This window comes from Pantoea alfalfae, assembly GCF_019880205.1.
Lineage (GTDB): Bacteria > Pseudomonadota > Gammaproteobacteria > Enterobacterales > Enterobacteriaceae > Pantoea > Pantoea alfalfae.
In genome coordinates this window covers 2,295,585-2,313,092 of sequence record NZ_CP082292.1, presented here as the reverse complement: position 1 = coordinate 2,313,092, position 17,508 = coordinate 2,295,585, and the positions used below count along the sequence as shown (strand labels likewise).

The 17,508-nt window shown below is 56.5% G+C and carries 14 protein-coding genes; 9 read left to right on the top strand and 5 right to left on the bottom strand.

Going from position 1 to position 17,508, the window contains the following annotated elements; genetic code table 11:
* The first annotated feature begins 16 nt into the window (after positions 1-16).
* The 4 genes from K6R05_RS10790 (at position 17) to K6R05_RS10775 (ending at position 5,054) form a co-directional block, all read left to right on the top strand.
* Positions 17-1,084 (top strand): ABC transporter permease, encoded by a 1,068-nt coding sequence (locus K6R05_RS10790; protein WP_222924123.1) that lies wholly within the window; start codon positions 17-19, stop codon positions 1,082-1,084.
* An 11-nt stretch (positions 1,085-1,095) separates the two neighbouring features.
* The gene (locus K6R05_RS10785) at positions 1,096-1,893 is read left to right on the top strand and encodes an SDR family oxidoreductase (RefSeq protein ID WP_161736842.1); all 798 of its coding nucleotides are present in this window, start codon (positions 1,096-1,098) and stop codon (positions 1,891-1,893) included.
* Positions 1,894-2,068: 175 nt separating this feature from the next.
* Positions 2,069-3,502 (top strand): YchO/YchP family invasin, encoded by a 1,434-nt coding sequence (locus K6R05_RS10780; protein ID WP_222924122.1) that lies wholly within the window; start codon positions 2,069-2,071, stop codon positions 3,500-3,502.
* A gap of 229 nt (positions 3,503-3,731) precedes the next feature.
* On the top strand, positions 3,732-5,054 hold the full coding sequence (locus tag K6R05_RS10775) for a methyl-accepting chemotaxis protein (protein ID WP_202605114.1): 1,323 nt from the start codon (positions 3,732-3,734) through the stop codon (positions 5,052-5,054).
* Positions 5,055-5,207: 153 nt separating this feature from the next.
* On the opposite strand, the gene K6R05_RS10770 is transcribed toward K6R05_RS10775, so the two are convergent.
* The 4 genes from K6R05_RS10770 to K6R05_RS10755 form a co-directional block, all read right to left on the bottom strand.
* A complete protein-coding gene (locus K6R05_RS10770) occupies positions 5,208-5,408 on the bottom strand; it encodes a hypothetical protein (protein WP_237566777.1) in 201 nt (66 codons plus the stop codon).
* 93 nt (positions 5,409-5,501) lie between these two features.
* Complete coding sequence (locus K6R05_RS10765) at positions 5,502-5,996, bottom strand: MarR family winged helix-turn-helix transcriptional regulator (protein ID WP_161736841.1); 495 nt, start codon at positions 5,994-5,996, stop codon at positions 5,502-5,504.
* 335 nt (positions 5,997-6,331) lie between these two features.
* Positions 6,332-6,643: a hypothetical protein gene (locus K6R05_RS10760; RefSeq protein ID WP_161736840.1), complete on the bottom strand. Its 312-nt coding sequence runs from the start codon at positions 6,641-6,643 to the stop codon at positions 6,332-6,334.
* Positions 6,640-8,184 (bottom strand): methyl-accepting chemotaxis protein, encoded by a 1,545-nt coding sequence (locus tag K6R05_RS10755; RefSeq protein WP_161736839.1) that lies wholly within the window; start codon positions 8,182-8,184, stop codon positions 6,640-6,642. Before K6R05_RS10755 ends, K6R05_RS10760 begins: the two co-directional genes overlap by 4 nt.
* A 606-nt stretch (positions 8,185-8,790) precedes the next feature.
* Between K6R05_RS10755 and K6R05_RS10750 the strand changes: the two genes are divergently transcribed.
* Positions 8,791-10,347 carry a putative bifunctional diguanylate cyclase/phosphodiesterase gene (locus K6R05_RS10750; protein ID WP_161736838.1) on the top strand — a complete coding sequence of 519 codons (1,557 nt, stop codon included), beginning with the start codon at positions 8,791-8,793 and terminating at the stop codon, positions 10,345-10,347.
* 77 nt (positions 10,348-10,424) lie between these two features.
* Here K6R05_RS10750 and K6R05_RS10745 read toward each other — a convergent pair whose 3' ends face one another.
* Positions 10,425-11,498, bottom strand: coding sequence for a porin (locus tag K6R05_RS10745; RefSeq protein WP_309568525.1), 1,074 nt, complete (start codon positions 11,496-11,498; stop codon positions 10,425-10,427).
* Between the two features lie 926 nt (positions 11,499-12,424).
* Here K6R05_RS10745 and K6R05_RS10740 point away from each other — a divergent pair.
* From K6R05_RS10740 to astB, 4 genes are read left to right on the top strand one after another with little or no spacing between them, the layout of a single operon-like run.
* Positions 12,425-13,645: an aspartate aminotransferase family protein gene (locus K6R05_RS10740; protein WP_161735864.1), complete on the top strand. Its 1,221-nt coding sequence runs from the start codon at positions 12,425-12,427 to the stop codon at positions 13,643-13,645.
* Positions 13,642-14,673 carry an arginine N-succinyltransferase gene (astA, locus tag K6R05_RS10735; RefSeq protein WP_161735862.1) on the top strand — a complete coding sequence of 344 codons (1,032 nt, stop codon included), beginning with the start codon at positions 13,642-13,644 and terminating at the stop codon, positions 14,671-14,673. Before K6R05_RS10740 ends, astA begins: the two co-directional genes overlap by 4 nt.
* On the top strand, positions 14,670-16,139 hold the full coding sequence (gene astD / locus K6R05_RS10730; protein ID WP_222924121.1) for a succinylglutamate-semialdehyde dehydrogenase: 1,470 nt from the start codon (positions 14,670-14,672) through the stop codon (positions 16,137-16,139). Before astA ends, astD begins: the two co-directional genes overlap by 4 nt.
* Positions 16,136-17,464 carry an N-succinylarginine dihydrolase gene (gene astB / locus K6R05_RS10725; protein WP_222924120.1) on the top strand — a complete coding sequence of 443 codons (1,329 nt, stop codon included), beginning with the start codon at positions 16,136-16,138 and terminating at the stop codon, positions 17,462-17,464. The genes astD and astB overlap by 4 nt, the downstream gene beginning before the upstream one ends.
* Positions 17,465-17,508: the final 44 nt, after the last annotated feature.

The following is a 17,508-nucleotide window of genomic DNA, read 5'->3' as shown; positions in this document are numbered from 1 at the left end:
CTGGCCGGAGAATGTCATGAACCAAAAATACCTGCTCTATATGTACCTCCTCAAGGCGCGCACCTTTATTGCGCTGCTGATTGTAGTCGGCTTCTTCAGCGTGATGGTGCCGAACTTTCTGACGCCCTCTAACCTGCTGATTATGACGCAGCACGTCGCCATTACCGGACTGCTGGCGATTGGCATGACGCTGGTGATCCTCACCGGCGGTATCGATCTCTCGGTGGGCGCGGTCGCGGGGATCTGCGGCATGGTGGCGGGCGCGCTGCTGACCAATGGCATTCCGTTATGGGGCGGCAATACGCTGTTTCTCAACGTGCCTGAAGTGATTCTGGTGGTGGCGATCTTTGGCGTGCTGGTGGGGCTGATTAACGGCACGGTGATCACCCGACTGGGCGTGGCCCCCTTTATCTGCACCCTGGGCATGATGTATGTGGCGCGCGGGGCGGCACTGCTGTTCAACGACGGCGGCACCTACGCTAACCTGGTGGGAGTGCCCGCGCTGGGCAACACCGGCTTTTCGCTGCTCGGCTCCGGCACCGTAATGGGTGTTTATCTGCCAATCTGGCTGATGCTCGGCTTTTTACTGCTCGGCCTCTATCTGACGCGCAAAACCCCGCTGGGTCGTTACATCTACGCCATTGGCGGCAATGAGTCCGCCGCGCGGCTGGCGGGCGTGCCGATTATCAAGGTGAAAGTCTTTGTCTACGCCTTTTCCGGCCTCTGCGCGGGGCTTGTCGGACTGGTGGTGGCCTCTCAGTTGCAGACTGCGCATCCGATGACCGGCAACATGTTTGAGATGGATGCCATTGGTGCCACCGTGCTGGGCGGCACGGCGCTGGCGGGCGGGCGTGGGCGGGTGTCCGGCTCGATTATTGGCGCGTTCGTTATCGTCTTCCTGGCGGATGGCATGGTGATGATGGGCGTCAGCGATTTCTGGCAGATGGTAATTAAAGGTCTGGTGATTGTCACAGCCGTCGTGATCGACCAGTTCCAGCAGCGTCTGCAAAGCAAAGTGGTGCTGCTGCGTCGCCATGAAAAAAAGCAGCAGGCAGCGCCTCTCACTGATGTTCGTCACAGTTAACAGGAGCAATTATGAGCCGCGAACAACGTGCAAAAACAGTGGTGATTACCGGTGCCTGTCGCGGCATCGGTGCCGGGATCGCGGCGCGTTTCGCCCGCGACGGGGCCAGGCTGGTGATGGTGTCGAATGCCGATCGGGTCTTTGCCACAGCTGACCAGCTTCAAGAGCAGTACGGCAGTGAGATTCTGGCGCTGCGGGTCGACGTTACGGATGAAGCGGCGGTGCAGCAGCTCTATCAGCAGGCCTTTGAACGCTTTGGACAGATTGATGTCTCGATTCAGAATGCGGGCGTGATCACCATTGACCGTTTCGACACCATGCCGAAAAGCGACTTTGAGCGGATTCTGGCTGTGAACACCACCGCCGTCTGGCTCTGCTGTCGTGAAGCCGCGAAATATATGGTGAAGCAGGGCAGCGGCAGTCTGATTAACACCTCATCGGGGCAGGGACGGCAGGGCTTTATTTACACGCCGCACTATGCCGCCAGCAAAATGGGGGTCATCGGCATCACTCAGAGTCTGGCGCTGGAGCTGGCACCGTGGAACATTACGGTCAACGCCTTCTGTCCCGGCATCATTGAGAGTGAGATGTGGGATTACAACGATCGCGTCTGGGGCGAGATCCTCAGCAGCGAGGAGAAAACCTACGGCAAAGGTGAGTTGATGGCCGAGTGGGTGAAAAATATTCCGCTGAAGCGTGCCGGTCAGCCGGAGGATGTGGCCGGGCTGGTGGCGTTTCTGGCTTCAGAAGATGCGCGCTATATCACCGGACAGACTATTAATGTCGATGGCGGCTTAATCTTCTCCTGATGACGCCAGAGATGATCCAGGCCTGCTACATAGCAGGCCTTTTTTTCTGCCAGACTTTTCTGGTATATGCACAATTTGCCTCTGCTGTCCTGCATCGCCGTCACAATATGTTAAGGTAACTGTGAATGAATTTGACTTTTATCGCAGTGACAAATTAATCAATGTGCCAGGTGACATGATACGGAAAACAGGGGTTCTCTCTTTGATTGCGCTGTCGCTCTCTGCCTTGCAGAGCGCTCACGCGTTCCAGACTGAAACAACAGTGTCAGAAACGCCCTTCGACAATCCTGCGCGCTACAGTGATTCGCTCCCGACGCTCGGCAGCACCAGCGACGAGGATGAAGCATGGAGCAAAAAGCTGGCGGCTGTGGCGAAAAGCATCGGTGAAGCGAGTAACAACAGCGACAGCAATGTGACGTTTGGCCAGCAGGCGGGCGTCTGGGCGTTCAATCATCTGCGTGATGAAGTGGCCGGTCGGGTTGAGAGCGAAGGGCAGTCACTGCTGTCGCCTTATGGTAACGCGCAGCTGGACCTGAAAGTCGACATGAACGGAAACTTCACCGGCACTGGCGGCGATCTCTTCAGCGCACTAGCCGACGAGAATAGCCAGCTTACCTTCAGCCAGCTTGGCCTGCATGATACCGGTGAGGGTCTGGTCGGCAATGCGGGACTGGGACAGCGGTGGGACGCCGGTAACTGGCTGCTGGGCTACAACGGCTTTGTTGATCACGTCTTCAGCAGCGGCCTGCAGCGCGCCTCGGTGGGAACTGAAGCCTGGAGTGATTCGATGCGTTTCTCTGCCAACTACTATCAGCCACTTTCCGGCTGGAAAAATCTTGGCAGTTCGCAGCAGCAGCGCATGGCGCGCGGCTATGACATCACCAGCCAGAGCTATCTGCCCTTTTATCGTCAGCTGGGCGTCTCGGTAAGCTATCAGCAATATCTGGGTGAAAATGTCGATCTGTTTAACAGCGGCAACCGCTATCACAATCCCTCTGCCATGTCGTTTGGCCTCTCTTACACACCGGTGCCGCTGGTAACGCTGTCTGCTACTCACAAAACCAGCAGTGCCGGTGAAAGCCAGGATCAACTGGGGCTGAAACTGAACTATCGCTTCGGCGTGGCGCTGAGCCGTCAGCTTGACGCCGGTAACGTCGCGGAAGCGCGCTCTCTGCGTGGCAGCCGTTACGATACCGTGACCCGCAGCGATACGCCGGTGCTCTCATTCCGTCAGCGCAAAACCCTGTCGGTATTTCTGGCGACACCGCCCTGGCAGTTAAGCAGTGGCGAGAGTCTGCCGCTGAAGCTACAGGTGCGGGCAAGCAATGACATCAGGGCAGTGAGCTGGCAGGGTGACACGCAGGCGCTGAGCCTGACGCCACCGGCCAATAACGCCGATCCGCAGGGCTGGAGTGTGATTTTACCGCAATGGGATCCGTCGCCAGACGCCAGCAACGAATACCGGCTGTCGGTGACGCTGGAGGACAGCAAGCAGCAGCGTGTCACCTCTAACTGGATCACCCTGAAGGTTGAGCCACCGATGGCGATGGACGCGGCTCCGCAGACCGATCGTTACGATTTAATGGCGCCTACCGGTACGGCGCTGTAGCGGGAACCTGCCAGCACTGCGCTCTGGCGGGTAAATCTGACCAGCGTGATGCATGACCCGTCCGCCCGGATTCATCTGACCACTGTACCGATGCTGTGCGGCCGTCAGGCTTATGTGTCAGTAGTAACATCATGTTGCAATCATCAGTCGCAACTATCGCAGCGATGCGTAAGGGACGCTGGCAAAATGCCGATGATAAGAGCAATTCCATCGTTTACTGGTCTTGCTTATGCGCCTGAGTTTACTGAAATATCTTGTCCCTGCTTTTCTTCGTCAGCGTGATCTGCACGCCGCCGCGTCTTTCCGCTCGCTGGGGCGCGCTATGCCCGTGATTGAGTTCACGCCTGAGGGCATTATTCAGAAAGCCAGCCCGCTATTTCTGGCCGCCATGGGATACCGGGCGGACGACATTGTCGGCCAGCATCACAGCATGTTCTGCCCGCCCGCGCTGGTGAACTCGCCAGAGTACCAACGTTTCTGGCAGCGTCTGGCGGCAGGCGAAAGCTTCAGTGATAAATATCTGCGGCTGGCGAACGGCATGCGACCGGTCTGGCTGGAGGCGAGCTATATTCCGGTGACTGACCGGCGCGGACGGGTATTCAAAATCGTGAAAATAGCGGCTGATATTTCAGAAAGAATGCAGTCATCACTGGAGCAGGAGTCCATCATCAATGCGATCAGCCGCTCCATGGCCGTGATCGCATTCAGTCCTGACGGCCACGTGCTGGAGGCAAATGATAACTTCCTTAAGGCTACCGGCTATCAGGCTGCTGAAGTAACAGGAAAGCATCACCGGCTTTTCTGTTCGGATGCGCTCTCTCAGAGTGAGGAGTATCGGCAGTTCTGGGTGAGGCTGAATCAGGGCGAGTTTTTTTCGGGCCAGTTTCCCCGTCTTAACCGGCGTGGCGAACCGCTCTGGCTCAGGGCCACTTACAACCCGGTTTTTAACAGCGATGGGCAGCTCATTAAAATTGTTAAATTCGCCACCGATGTGACGGAACAGGTGCTACGTAATCAGCAGGAATATGATGCGGCATTAAATGCCTGGAACATGGCCGTACAGACGCGGGGAAGTGCACAGGCGGGTGCGGATGTTATCGACAACAGCATTCAGATGATCAGCCGGATTGCTGAAGAGATGAGCGTGGTCTCGGCAGATGTGACGCGCCTGAACAGCCAGTCTGACAGCATTAATGGCATGGTTGAAACCATCCGACGCTTTGCCATGCAGACCCGCCTTATTGCACTGAATGCCGCCATTGAAGCGGCGCGGGCGGGCACGTCAGGCCGCAGCTTTGCCGTTGTGGCGGCAGAGGTCCGCAGCCTGGCGGCCAGCGTCAGCAGTGCGACCGAGGAGATTGAGCGGGTAGCCACAGGGAATAATCAACTGGCCAGAGAGGTGCTGCGGGGAATTGAAACCTCGCTGGCGAACACCGGTCAGGGGGTACTGCTGATGCGTGAGGCAGGAGACGTGATTGCCAGTATTAAGAAGGATTCAGAGCGGGTTGAAAGCGCCGTCAGAGACGTTGCCCGCGCGGCACATAGCGAATAACGACGCCTTCATCGGCCGGGTAAACAGGGCCGGTGAAGGCGTGGCCCGGAAGAGCAGGGATGAATCGGGCCAGGTCCGGCGTGGGTACGAACAGGAGAATAAGGAACGGCGGTTGTGACGCTTATCTGAACAGCGCCGCTCAGCCTGGCATGGTCAGTTAACCAGTTTCGTCACGACACGAACGGCTCTGGCGTAGACTTCTCTCTGACCGTTGACAGACCGCGCTTCCTGTTGTTTCAGAAACGCAATGATTTCCTGGATTCCTGCTGTCTTACCTGACTTCAGCAGGCTGGAAACAGCCTGTCCTACCACGGCATGGACATCATCCATATCCGCCGGTTTATCGATGCTCAAAAGAAACTCCAGGGCAGCAATTCTGCTGAACAGCATCTGAATGGGCAACGCGTCGGTGATTCAGCCTGCCCGTCTGTTTATCGAAAGCGAGCATTATGGCAGAGCCTTAAGCAGTTTTTCCCGCAGTGTGGCAACCTGGGTCGTCAGTTCACCCAGCTCACTGCAGGCGGTATCCATTACTGAGATCATATCTGCCGGGACACCCGCCGCCGCGACTTTAAGCTGGTGGCCCTGTTCCGTCAGTGAGACCACAACCCGACGCTCATCCTTCCCGGTGTCACGCTGCCGACAGATAATGCCAGCGCTCTCCAGCCGCTTCAGAAGCTGACTGAGCGTGCCGGAATCCAGCCGGACGCGCGCGCCAATCTCAGAAACGGTCAGGCGATCTTTTTCCCACAGCACCAGCAGTACCAGATACTGCGGATAGGTCAGCCCAAGCGGTTTCAGCCGCGACTGATAGAGCTTTGTCATGGCGAGCGATGCGGAATAGAGCGCAAAGCAGAGAAACTGGTCGATGGTTTCTGGCGCGGCACTGGCGGGAGACGTATCAGCGATCCCCACGGTTTCATCATTCATATTTTTACTCATTCTGAGTCCGGGGCAGGAGAGCCAGACCACCGGCGGCTTATCAGCCCTGAAGTCTTGCTAAGTGTATATCGGGCAGATGCTGACTGCAGCAGCATCTCTTTTCGGGTGTCAGAAACCCAACTTTCAATCGCTTTCGCGGCGAGAGGAAAAGCCGTTGGCTACGCCTCCGGTTGAAAGGTGGCTCAGTATTGAGTCAAATTAAATTGAAGTCAATATAACCGGGCGCAGCCCCTGGCGCACAACGTGCGCCAGGGGCAAAACGGCGAAGATTTGCTGCAAAATTTCAGCATTTAACGCAGAAGTGAATGCCGTGCACTGTCAGCGCCCTGATCCGGTCATCGGGTAATGACCGCGCAGCGCAGAAAGTTATCCATGACCGCAATCATTCTTCCCACCGCCAGCAGGTCAGCGGCCAGCAACAGGTCGCTGCGCACCAGTTTGTCCATCAGGGCGCGATCACTCATGTGCGCCTGAATCCGGCTGTAAAGCTGGGTCAGATGTATCCAGTTATTGGCGAACGTATCCACACTCAGATACTCGCCTTCACTGAGTTGCTGAAGCAGAATATCCACATCCTGTTTCAGGCCACCGATCCGGCTGATAAGGTCAGCCGTGCCGACGGAGAGTTGTCCGCCGGAAGGGTTCATACGGTGAAGGTCCCCACCATGCCGCGCAGATCGCGCGCCTGCGCCAGCAGGGACTGTGACGCGGAAGAGGACTCTTCCACCAGCGCAGCGTTATTCTGCGTGACGCCGTCCATCTGACTGACTGCAATACTGACCTGGGAGATGCCCTGCATCTGTTCACCGGAGGAGAGTGAGAGGTTGTCCATGGCATCGGCCAGTTCGCCCACGCGGCTGACAATTTCCAGGATGCGCTCACCCGTTCCTGCCGCCACGGTGACGCCTTCCTCAACCTGCGTGACCGCCTGCTCAATCAGCTGCTTGATGTCGCGCGCTGCAGTGGCGCTGCGCTGGGCCAGCGAGCGGACTTCACCCGCGACCACAGCAAATCCGCGACCGTCTTCACCGGCACGTGCTGCTTCTACGGCAGCGTTAAGCGCCAGAATATTGGTCTGGAAAGCGATACCTTCTATCACAGAGGTAATGTCACGCACCCGCACGGCACTCAGCGAAATGTCATGCATGGTTTCTGACAGGCGCTGAACATCCACTTCGCCCGCATGAGCCAGCGTGGCAGCCTCGCGTGCTGAACCCGCCGTCTGATGCGCGCCCGCCGCATTGCTTTTTACGGTGGCAGTGAGCTGCTCCATGCTGGCTGCGGTTTCCTGCAGCGCAGCAGCCTGCTGCTCGGTACGGGATGACAGCTCACTGTTGCCCTGAGAAATCTCATCGGCCGCCAGCGCCACCGAAGCGGAAGCCTCTTTAATTTGCGACACCAGCCCGCGCAGATTGGTCTGCATACCGCTTAACGAGGCAAGCAGGCTGGTGCTGTCGCCACGGCGTAGCGTAACTGCGGAGGTGAGATCGCCAGCGGCAATTGCGGCAGCCAGCGTCTGTGCCTGAACAGGTTCGCCGCCCAGCTGACGCATCAGCATACGCACAATAAACACGCAGGTGGCGACCGCAGCCAGCACGGAGATTGCTGCCAGGATGATCAGTATCCAGGTGGTGCGGGCGATCGCGTTACCGTTTTCCACCACCGCATCCCGGCTGTTGCGCATCTCAAGCTCCGTCAGATCGTTGATCGCTTTAAGCAGAGTCTGCTGCGCAGGACGCGCTACGGTTAACAGATAGTCGGTAACCTCCTGCTGACGGTTTTCCAGCCCGAGTTTCCCGGCGTTCATCAGGGTGGATAGCGCGGCCCCTTCGGCAGATTCAATTCTGCCCATCGCCTCGCGTCCCGCGGGGCCGGCGTCAGTTTGCATCATGTGCGACAGCGCTTCACGATTGCTGATGTAAAGCGCCTGCTGTTTTTGCAGACGTTCCCATTCTGGCTTCATCGCAACAGGATCGGTCATCAGGGCCAGGTTACGCACTGCAATAGCCATATCCCGCACGCCGCCACGCATATCCAGTACGGTCTGGTACTTTTTCAGCCGGACATTGACCACTTCGTCCATGCTATTACGGGCGCTATTAAGCGCCTGAATCGCGGTACCGGCACAAATAATAAATAGCAAAATCAGCAGGCCAAAACCTGCGCTAAGGCGCGTTGAGATTTTCATCGATCTTCCAGAAGCGTTCGTTGGGTAATCCGGTATCGGCAGTCGGAGAGGGTTCTGTAGGGTTGGGTTCAACTAAATTGATCGCTATTTAGTTTTGTACAACAAAAGTCCGTTCTGCCGGAGTGTGCCCCGCGTGATTGGACCGACAGTAAAAAAATAAAAAAGTGTCATATTCTCAGGCTTTGTAACGCAAATTTGCGCAACGACCTGCGGCGATAATGACACATCAACTTATTGTTAATTAAAAATTTAATATGGCTGGCATGGTGCATTCTGACGCGCTGTGCGGTGGTGCACCATCCCGGATGCATAACCCGTCGGAACCCTTGTAATGCACAAATATAACCGGACCGGCCTGTTAATCTCGCCGCCGCTGCCGATAGAACACTCATCGATATTGATGACGTAACCGGCACGCGCCGCTCAGTGCAGCTCTTCTGTTGTGCTGGCGCGAGGCGGGTGAGAACGCGTGATTTCTATAAAAAGAAATAGCGGAGGGGTGATTATCGTCGGTAGTTAAGCTGACAGGCTATAAGAAATACACCCCGGTTTTTTACTGATAATTAAAACAACACTCTGACACTCTCCATCACCGGGAATGAACGCATGCGCCTGAAACTTTTCTGGCTCGCAGTGCTGAATATTGCGACCATCATTTTACTCTCAACACTGTGGGAATTCGGGCTTGAGGCACGGATTTCCAGCCTGCTGGGCCTGGGCTACGATCCCGATTTTGAAACCAGTGAGCGGGTGCGGTTTATCGTGACCTCAACCTCATTTGCCGGGCTGGCGATGATTATTCCGGCGCTGTTTATCGCGAATCTGATCCGCAAAGCACTCAGAGCGGAAAAAGATGCGCTCAGGCTGGCCGGAACCGATGCGCTGACCGGGGTCCTGAACCGCCGGTCCTTGAATGAGTATATTGCAGAACTTGATGCTGGTGAGGTGCCCTATACCCTGACACTGCTCGACATTAATGAGTTCAAAAGTATCAATGATCTGAACGGTCATCGTCAGGGTGATGCCACGCTGATCGCTTTGGCCAGTCTGCTGACTGCCTCGGCCGACAGCGGGAGCCAGGTATTCCGCGTAGGTGGGGATGAGTTTGCCATTGTTGCCGATGCTTCTCAGGCGGATCAGGCGCTTGATGCCGCGAGGCGTTTCTGTCAGCAGGCGACATCCATCCGCACCGGTCCCCACACCTTCCTGAGTCTCTCAGCCGGTATTGCCAGCTCAACCTGCACGGCGCAGGCTGATGTGATGCGGGCAGCCGATCTGGCGTTATACGAGGCGAAGCAGGATAAGGGCGCCTATATGGCGCGCTTCTCGCCAGATATGGAACTGCGTTTTCGCCAGCGCGAAAGGCTGGAGCAGGAGGTGGTTGCCGCCGTCAGCGGCCACGCTATCGTTCCCTTTCTGCAGCCGCTGGTGTCGCTGCGAAGCGGAAATATTACCGGCTTTGAAATACTGGCACGCTGGATCACCGCGTCGGGGCAGACGGTTTCACCGGCCGAGTTTTTGCCGGTGGTGGAACGGCTGGGGTTGATGGACAGCATGACCGTGGCGCTGCTGCAGGATGCGGTCAGTGCAACACGGGCATGGCCTGCCGGGCTCTGCCTGTCGCTGAACATTACCCCGGAGCAGCTGCTGAGACCGTCGCTGACCACCTGTCTGTCCCGCATTATGCAGCAAGCCGGACCGGTTATGCTGGAACTGGAGATCACGGAACAGAACGTCATGACCATCTCTGATGATGCCCGTGAGGCGATACGTCAGCTGAAAGAGGACGGTATCGGCGTGGTACTGGACGATTTCGGTACCGGCTATTCCAATCTCTCCGTATTACTGGGGCTGGGTATTACCAAAATCAAAATTGATCAGACGTTTATTGCCGGAATTGTGACCGGGTCGGAGCAGCGGAAAGTCGTGGAAACGCTGCTGGCGCTCTGTCAGGGACTGAATGTGGTGATTACGGCAGAGGGGATCGAGGACGTCACCACGCTGCGGTGGCTGAGAAAACGCGGCTGTGATTATGGTCAGGGGTATCTTTTCAGCCGTCCGGTACCTGCCGGGCAGGCAACCACGCTGCTGGCCTCGGCCAACGTGGAAGAGCTGATGGAGGAAGAGGCCGTGGCGGTTAACTTAGTCAGGGCGCTGGGCTGAAACCGGCGTGAGAACAGATTATGCCTGGCGTGAGTCAGTCAACAGGCCCGGCAGGAAGCGCCGGGCCTGCTGTCTCATCAGAACTGGTAAATCAGACCCAGCGCGGTGATGTCGTCGGTCGCCAGACCGAGCGGGTTGTTATCTTTCAACAGGTTGATGCGATATTCACCATAGACCGACATGTTCTTGTTGAAGTAGTAGGTGGCACCCACGGCGGTGTACTTAATAATGTCGGCATCGCCGATATTTTCAATCTCTTTGCCCTTCGATGAGACGTAACCCACGGATGGACGCAAGCCGTTCAGGAACTGATACTGCGCCACGGCTTCAAAGTTTTGCGCTTTGTTGGCGAAGCCGCCGCTAATCGGCGTGGCGTTCAGAGTTTCGCCGTACATCGCGGCCAGATACACCTGGTTCGCATCATATTTGACTGAGGTCGCCCAGTGCTGGGCTTTATCGCCTTCACCGCGTGCGGCTGCGTTCTGCGCCGTGGTGCGATCCAGGCTGGCAAATGCGCCAGCGAAGCTCAGGCCGAAATCGAAGTCATAAGACGCGGAGAGGGCAAAACCATCGCCATTGGAACGACGCACGCCGTCGATGTTACTGCTGCGGTCGTTTTCGCCCTGATACTGTGCAGCAAGGTTTAACCCGTCTACCAGACCAAAGAAATCACTGTTACGCCAGGTCAGCACGCCGGTTGAGCGGCCAGAGAGGAAGGCGTCGGTATAACCGGAATCACCGCCGAAGAACGGCAGCATATCGGTGTAACTCAGCGCATCATAGACCAGGCCATAGTTACGTCCGTAATCCAGCGCACCGGCCTTGCCAAATTTCAGGCCAGCATAACCCAGACGGGTGCGGTTGGTAGCCTGTGCGTCACTGCCTTCGGAGTTGTGAAGGCTGTACTGATACTGCCAGAAACCATAACCGGTGAGCTGATCGGTAATCTTCGTCTCGCCCTTGAAACCAAAACGGGCATACGAAGAAGTATCGCCGTTGTTGTTATCGTCATCAGAAAAGAGGTGTGACACGTTAATCTTGCCGACCAGGTCCAGCTTATTGCCATCCTTGTTATAAATTTCTGCGGCCTGTGCGGAGGAAAGACCGATCAGTAACGGCATAATAGCCGCCAGTAAAGTGCGCTTCATCATTTAATTATTACCCTGTATTCATTAATTATTATTCCCCTGATGCGGGGTGAAATGAAAATGACACAAAAAGTTAAAATTACAAAGTGCAATAAAAGTAACAAAATGTGATGTCTATATTCAGCTAATGGATATCATCGGACAACAGAAGATTAAATGACAAGGTAATAAGATTTTCTTCTAATAAAATGCCTGAACTTTCTGTATTGATATGGTTTTTAATCAATGAGTTAAATGCCTTTTTTCGCTAAAGTTCATAACTTTAAAGTATATAAATTAATCAGATAAAGCTCTGCATTAATTATAGTGAGTATTCTGATAGTGATAATTCCACAAGGATTCACTTCTAACCATTAGCCTGCATATTAATATCTGTGCATCTTTTAATAAATATTATTTCCCGCCCGATAATCACGTCAGAAATAATCCGCACGAGAGTGATTAAAGCGTCATCATATTGATCATTAATTGAACGATAACAGGCGGGGAAATTAATTCGCCTGGCGTGATAAATGAAAATAGTTTGTTAAGTTTTGCCATTAAACCCTCTTTTGCCAGACGAAATCCCGCAGCTACGGCTGCACCAGTGAGAGGCAAACTGCGCTAAAAAAGGGCAAAGAATGGGTTTTTATGGAGAGATAATTTATCAGCGATCACAAAAGCGATATTTCATCCCGCGAATGCATAATTCTGCTGTTTAAAACCCGGCTTTGCCGCTTCAGTCAGAAAATTATTCACTATATATGCAAATTAAGTGAATATTGTAACCACCTAACTCATTGATATTGCGTTGTGGTAACCATTTTATGCATTAATTCTCTGGCTGGCACGTTAACTGCACTCTACAGTAGGGCTGCACTACAACATCTTTTAACAATTTTAAAACATAAGCTTTACCCGGCCGGTAAAGTAAAGCAGGAGAGTGGGTTATGGCACTGCACGTTTCGCGTCACGATTTCGATCAATGGATGATGCCGGTTTATGCACCAGCGACCTTTATACCGGTTCGCGCAGAAGGCTCGACCGTCTGGGATCAAAACGGTAAAGACTATATCGACTTTGCCGGTGGCATCGCCGTCAATGCGTTAGGGCATGCGCATCCGGCGTTACAGCAGGCGTTGCAGGAACAGGCCGCACGGTTATGGCACACCGGTAATGGCTACACCAACGAACCGATTCTGCGACTGGCGAAGCAGTTAATCGACGCCACCTTTGCAGACCGGGTGTTCTTCTGTAACTCCGGCGCGGAGGCAAACGAAGCAGCACTGAAACTGGCGCGTAAAGTCGCGCATGATCGTGCTGGCCCGCATAAAAGTGGCATTGTGGCGTTTAAAAATGCGTTTCATGGTCGCACCCTGTTTACCGTCTCAGCCGGTGGTCAGCCCGCCTACTCAAAAGATTTTGCGCCGCTGCCGCCTGAGATTCAGCATGCACCGTTTAACGATCTGGCTGCAGCTGCCGAACTGATTAATGACCATACCTGCGCCGTAATTGTTGAACCGATCCAGGGTGAGGGCGGCGTGCTGCCTGCCGATCCAGCGTTCCTGCGCGGACTGCGTGAACTCTGTGATAAGCATCAGGCCGTGCTGATTTTTGATGAAGTGCAGAGCGGCGTGGGGCGTACCGGTTCGCTTTACGCCTATATGCACTATGGCGTCACGCCGGATGTCCTCACCAGCGCCAAAGCGCTGGGTGGCGGCTTCCCGATAGGTGCGATGCTGACCCGTGACGATCTGGCGCTGGTGATGGGCGTCGGTACCCATGGCACCACCTATGGCGGCAATCCGCTCGCGGGCGCGGTTGCCGGTAAAGTGATGGAGCTGATCAACCAGCCTGACATGATGACAGGTGTCACGCAGCGCCACGAGTGGATTGTCGCGGCCCTTGATGAGATCAATCAGCGCCTGCATCTGTTTAAAGAGGTGCGCGGTCTGGGTCTGCTGATTGGCGCGGTGCTCAGCGACGACTTTGCCGGTAAAGCCAAAGAAATCAACCTTGCCGCCGCTGAGATGGGCGTGATGGTGCTGATTGCCGGGGCCAACGTGGTACGTTTTGCCCCCGCGCTGAATATCAGTGAGCAGGAAGTGAAGCTCGGCATGGCACGCTTTGCTGAGGTGTGTGCACGCCTGGTTCGAGGGTCCGCATCATGATGGTAATCCGTCCGGTTGAACGCGATGATTTAAGCCAGCTGATGGCGCTGGCCGGTAAAACCGGCGGTGGACTGACCTCGCTGCCCGTTGATAGCGCCACCTTACAGGCGCGTATCGATCGATCGCTGCAGACCTGGGAGGATACGCTGCCGCGTGCTGAACAGGGTTATGTCTTTGTACTGGCGGACAGTGAAGATAATCGCGCTGTCGGCATCTGCGCTATCGAGGTGGCGGTCGGCCTGCAGGATCCCTGGTACAACTTTCGCGTCGGCACGCAGGTGCACGCCTCGAAAGAGCTGAATGTCTACGCCGCGCTGCCAACGCTGTCGCTGAGTAACGATCACACCGGCAGCAGTGAATTGTGTACGCTGTTTCTCGATCCCGATTACCGTGACGGCAAAAATGGTTATCTGCTCTCGAAGTCCCGTTTCCTGTTTATGGCGAACTTCCGTGAACGCTTCACCGACCGCGTGGTGGCTGAGATGCGTGGTGTCAGCGATGAGCAGGGCCATTCGCCGTTCTGGGAGAGCGTGGGCAGCCGTTTTTTCTCAATGGAATTCAGTAAAGCCGATTTCCTCAGCGGCACCGGCCAGAAATCGTTTATCGCGGAGCTGATGCCGAAACACCCGCTCTATATCGACTACCTGACGCCAGAGGCGCAGGCGGTCATCGGGCAGGTGCATCCACAAACTGCCCCTGCCCGTGCCGTGCTGGAGGCGGAAGGTTTCCGCTACCTCAACTATGTTGACATCTTTGATGGCGGCCCGACGCTGGAGTGCGATATCGACCATATCCGTGCTGTGCGCAAAAGCCGTCTGCGCAGCGCAGATCGGGGTGAAAACCCGGCTGATGCGCCGCTCTGCCTGGTTGCCAATAACCATTACCGCCAGTTCCGTGTGGCGCTGATCCCGGCCCATGCCGACAGCGACAGCGTACAGCTTACGGATGAACAGATGCGGGCGCTCCATTGCCAGCCGGGCGACAGCCTGCGCGTGGTGACGCTCTGCAAAGAGGAGAAAACAGCATGACGCACCTGATAAAGGGAGAATGGGTAGACGGTGACGCGGAGGTCCTGACCAAAGCGGATCCGGTCAGCGGCGAGACGCTATGGCAGGGCCAGGCGGCATCGGCCGCGCAGGTCACGGCGACCTGTGACGCGGCGCGCAGCGCCTTTCCGGTCTGGGCCAGACGCCCGCTGGCGGAACGGCAGGCGATCATAGAGAAATTTGCGGCCGGGCTTGAAGCGCACAAAACAGAAATGGCAGAAACCATTGCCCGTGAAACCGGCAAGCCGCGCTGGGAAGCGCTGACCGAAGTCGGCGCGATGATCAATAAAATCGGCTTTTCAGTAAAGGCGTACCATAGCCGCACCGGTGAGCAGCATGAAGGCGAAAGTTCGCTGCGCCATCGTCCCCACGGCGTGCTGGCGGTGTTTGGTCCCTATAACTTCCCCGGTCATCTGCCAAACGGTCATATCGTCCCGGCGCTGCTGGCGGGCAACTGCGTGGTCTTTAAACCCAGCGAACTGACGCCGCTGACTGCCGAAAAAACGGTTGAGATCTGGCTGGCCGCGGGCTTGCCAGCTGGCGTACTGGCGCTGTTGCAGGGCGGACGTGAAACCGGGCAGGCGCTGGCCACCTGTAGCCAGATCGACGGCCTGCTGTTTACCGGCAGCGCCCATACCGGCTATCAGCTGCATCGTCAGTTTGCCGGTCAGCCTGAGAAGATGCTGGCGCTGGAGATGGGCGGCAATAACGCTCTGATTGTAGAAGATCCGGCTGACCTGGATGCGGCCGTCAACATCACGTTGCAGTCCGCCTTTATTACCGCCGGACAGCGCTGCACCTGCGCCCGGCGTCTGCTGGTTAAACGCGGCAAGGCGGGTGATGCGTTTCTGCAGCGGCTGGTGGAGGTGGCGGGGCGACTTCAACCGGCCGCGTGGAATGCGGAGCCACAACCCTTTATGGGCAGTGTGATCTCGACCGGCGCGGCAGAGAAGATTATGAGTGAGTGGCAACGTCGGGTTGAGGCGGGCGGTGAGGTGCGGCTGGCGATGCGCTGGCCGGATCGCCACAGCGCCATTCTGACGCCAGGCATTATCGATTTGACCGACGTGCAGGGCATCCCGGATGAAGAGGTCTTTGGTCCGCTGCTGGGCGTCGTCCGCTATGACACCTTTGATGAGGCGATTGCGCTGGCGAACCAGACGCGTTACGGGCTGTCGTGCGGATTAATTTCGCCTTCGCGCCAGCAGTTTGATCAGCTGCTGCTGGAAGCACGCGCCGGCATCGTCAACTGGAACAAACCGCTGACTGGCGCAGCCAGTACCGCACCATTTGGCGGCATTGGGGCGTCGGGCAACCATCGCGCCAGTGCCTGGTATGCGGCGGATTACTGCGCCTGGCCGATGGCCTCACTGGAGACGCCAGACCTTACGTTACCCGCTACGCTGTCGCCGGGACTCGATTTCTCCGCACCGGAGACGAGATCATGAAGGCAACCGAAGCCAACTTTGATGGGCTGGTGGGATTAACACACCACTATGCCGGGCTGTCGTTTGGTAACGAAGCCTCAACCCGCAACCAGCTGCAGCCCTCGAATCCCCGTCTGGCGGCAAAGCAGGGATTGCTGAAGATGAAAGCGCTGGCCGATATGGGCTACGTGCAAGGGGTGATCCCGCCACATGAGCGGCCCAATATTGCGGCGCTGCGTCAGCTCGGATTCAGCGGCAGCGATGAGCAGGTGCTGGCGACGGCCGGGAAAACTACGCCGGGAATACTTTCCGCCTGCAGCTCCGCGTCGGCAATGTGGGTCGCCAATGCCGCTACGGTTTCGCCGTCAGCAGACAGCCTGGATGGCCGGGTTCACCTGACGGTGGCAAACCTTAACAACAAATTCCACCGGGCGATGGAAGCGCCGGAAACGGTCTGGTTGCTGCGTTCCATCTTCCGCGACGACCGCCATTTTGCCGTGCATGATGCGTTGCCGCAGGTAGCGATGTTTGGTGATGAAGGCGCGGCTAACCACAACCGGCTCGGCGGCGCCTATGGTGAGCGCGGCGTGCAGCTGTTTGTCTATGGCCACGACAGCAGCCATGAGGGCAACGCTCCGCAACGTTACCCGGCGCGGCAGACACGTGAGGCCAGCGAGGCGGTGGCCCGTCTGCATCAGCTTTCACCCGAACGCGTGCTGTTCGCCCAGCAGAATCCTGTGGTGATCGATCAGGGTGTGTTTCATAACGATGTGATTGCGGTCAGCAACCAGCAGATGCTGTTCTGTCATCAGCACGCCTTTGTTGATCAGCCTGAACTGCTGGCGCAGCTTCGGGCGCGCGTCCCCGGTTTTGTGGCACTGGAAGTGCCGGCAGATCGGGTGTCAGTGAAAGAGGCGGTAGAGACTTATCTGTTTAACAGCCAGCTACTGAGCCGTCCCGACGGCACGATGATGCTGGTGCTGCCGGAAGAGTCACGTCAGCATGCGGGCGTCTGGCGCTACCTGTGCGAACAGGTCGAAGGGGACTCGCCACTGAAAGCCCTGAAGGTATTTGATCTGCGCGAAAGCATGTATAACGGAGGGGGGCCAGCCTGCCTGCGTTTGCGGGTCGTGCTGACACCAGAGGAGCAGCAGGCAGTGAATCCGGCGGTGCTGATGAACGATCAACTCTTTAGCACACTGAATAGCTGGGTTGACCGCCATTACCGCGATCGCCTGACGCAGGCCGATCTGGTCGACCCGCAGTTGCTGCGTGAGGGACGGGACGCGCTGGATGAACTGACGAAGCTGCTAGACTTAGGAAATGTATACGCATTTCAGCAGTGAAGCAGGAGGTAGAAGAGTCTGCCATCTGCTCAGGCGCAAAGGAG

Excerpts from the sequence above, each read along its gene's own strand:
- K6R05_RS10755 (WP_161736839.1), bottom strand. The coding sequence starts at position 8,184 with ATGAAAATCTCAACGCGCCTTAGCGCAGGTTTTGGCCTGCTGATTTTG.
- K6R05_RS10740 (WP_161735864.1), top strand. The coding sequence starts at position 12,425 with ATGGCACTGCACGTTTCGCGTCACGATTTCGATCAATGGATGATGCCG.
- K6R05_RS10745 (WP_309568525.1), bottom strand. The coding sequence starts at position 11,498 with ATGATGAAGCGCACTTTACTGGCGGCTATTATGCCGTTACTGATCGGT.
- astB (WP_222924120.1), top strand. The coding sequence starts at position 16,136 with ATGAAGGCAACCGAAGCCAACTTTGATGGGCTGGTGGGATTAACACAC.
- K6R05_RS10790 (WP_222924123.1), top strand. The coding sequence starts at position 17 with ATGAACCAAAAATACCTGCTCTATATGTACCTCCTCAAGGCGCGCACC.
- astA (WP_161735862.1), top strand. The coding sequence starts at position 13,642 with ATGATGGTAATCCGTCCGGTTGAACGCGATGATTTAAGCCAGCTGATG.
- K6R05_RS10760 (WP_161736840.1), bottom strand. The coding sequence starts at position 6,643 with ATGAACCCTTCCGGCGGACAACTCTCCGTCGGCACGGCTGACCTTATC.
- K6R05_RS10750 (WP_161736838.1), top strand. The coding sequence starts at position 8,791 with ATGCGCCTGAAACTTTTCTGGCTCGCAGTGCTGAATATTGCGACCATC.
- K6R05_RS10780 (WP_222924122.1), top strand. The coding sequence starts at position 2,069 with ATGATACGGAAAACAGGGGTTCTCTCTTTGATTGCGCTGTCGCTCTCT.
- K6R05_RS10785 (WP_161736842.1), top strand. The coding sequence starts at position 1,096 with ATGAGCCGCGAACAACGTGCAAAAACAGTGGTGATTACCGGTGCCTGT.
- K6R05_RS10775 (WP_202605114.1), top strand. The coding sequence starts at position 3,732 with ATGCGCCTGAGTTTACTGAAATATCTTGTCCCTGCTTTTCTTCGTCAG.
- K6R05_RS10765 (WP_161736841.1), bottom strand. The coding sequence starts at position 5,996 with ATGAGTAAAAATATGAATGATGAAACCGTGGGGATCGCTGATACGTCT.
- astD (WP_222924121.1), top strand. The coding sequence starts at position 14,670 with ATGACGCACCTGATAAAGGGAGAATGGGTAGACGGTGACGCGGAGGTC.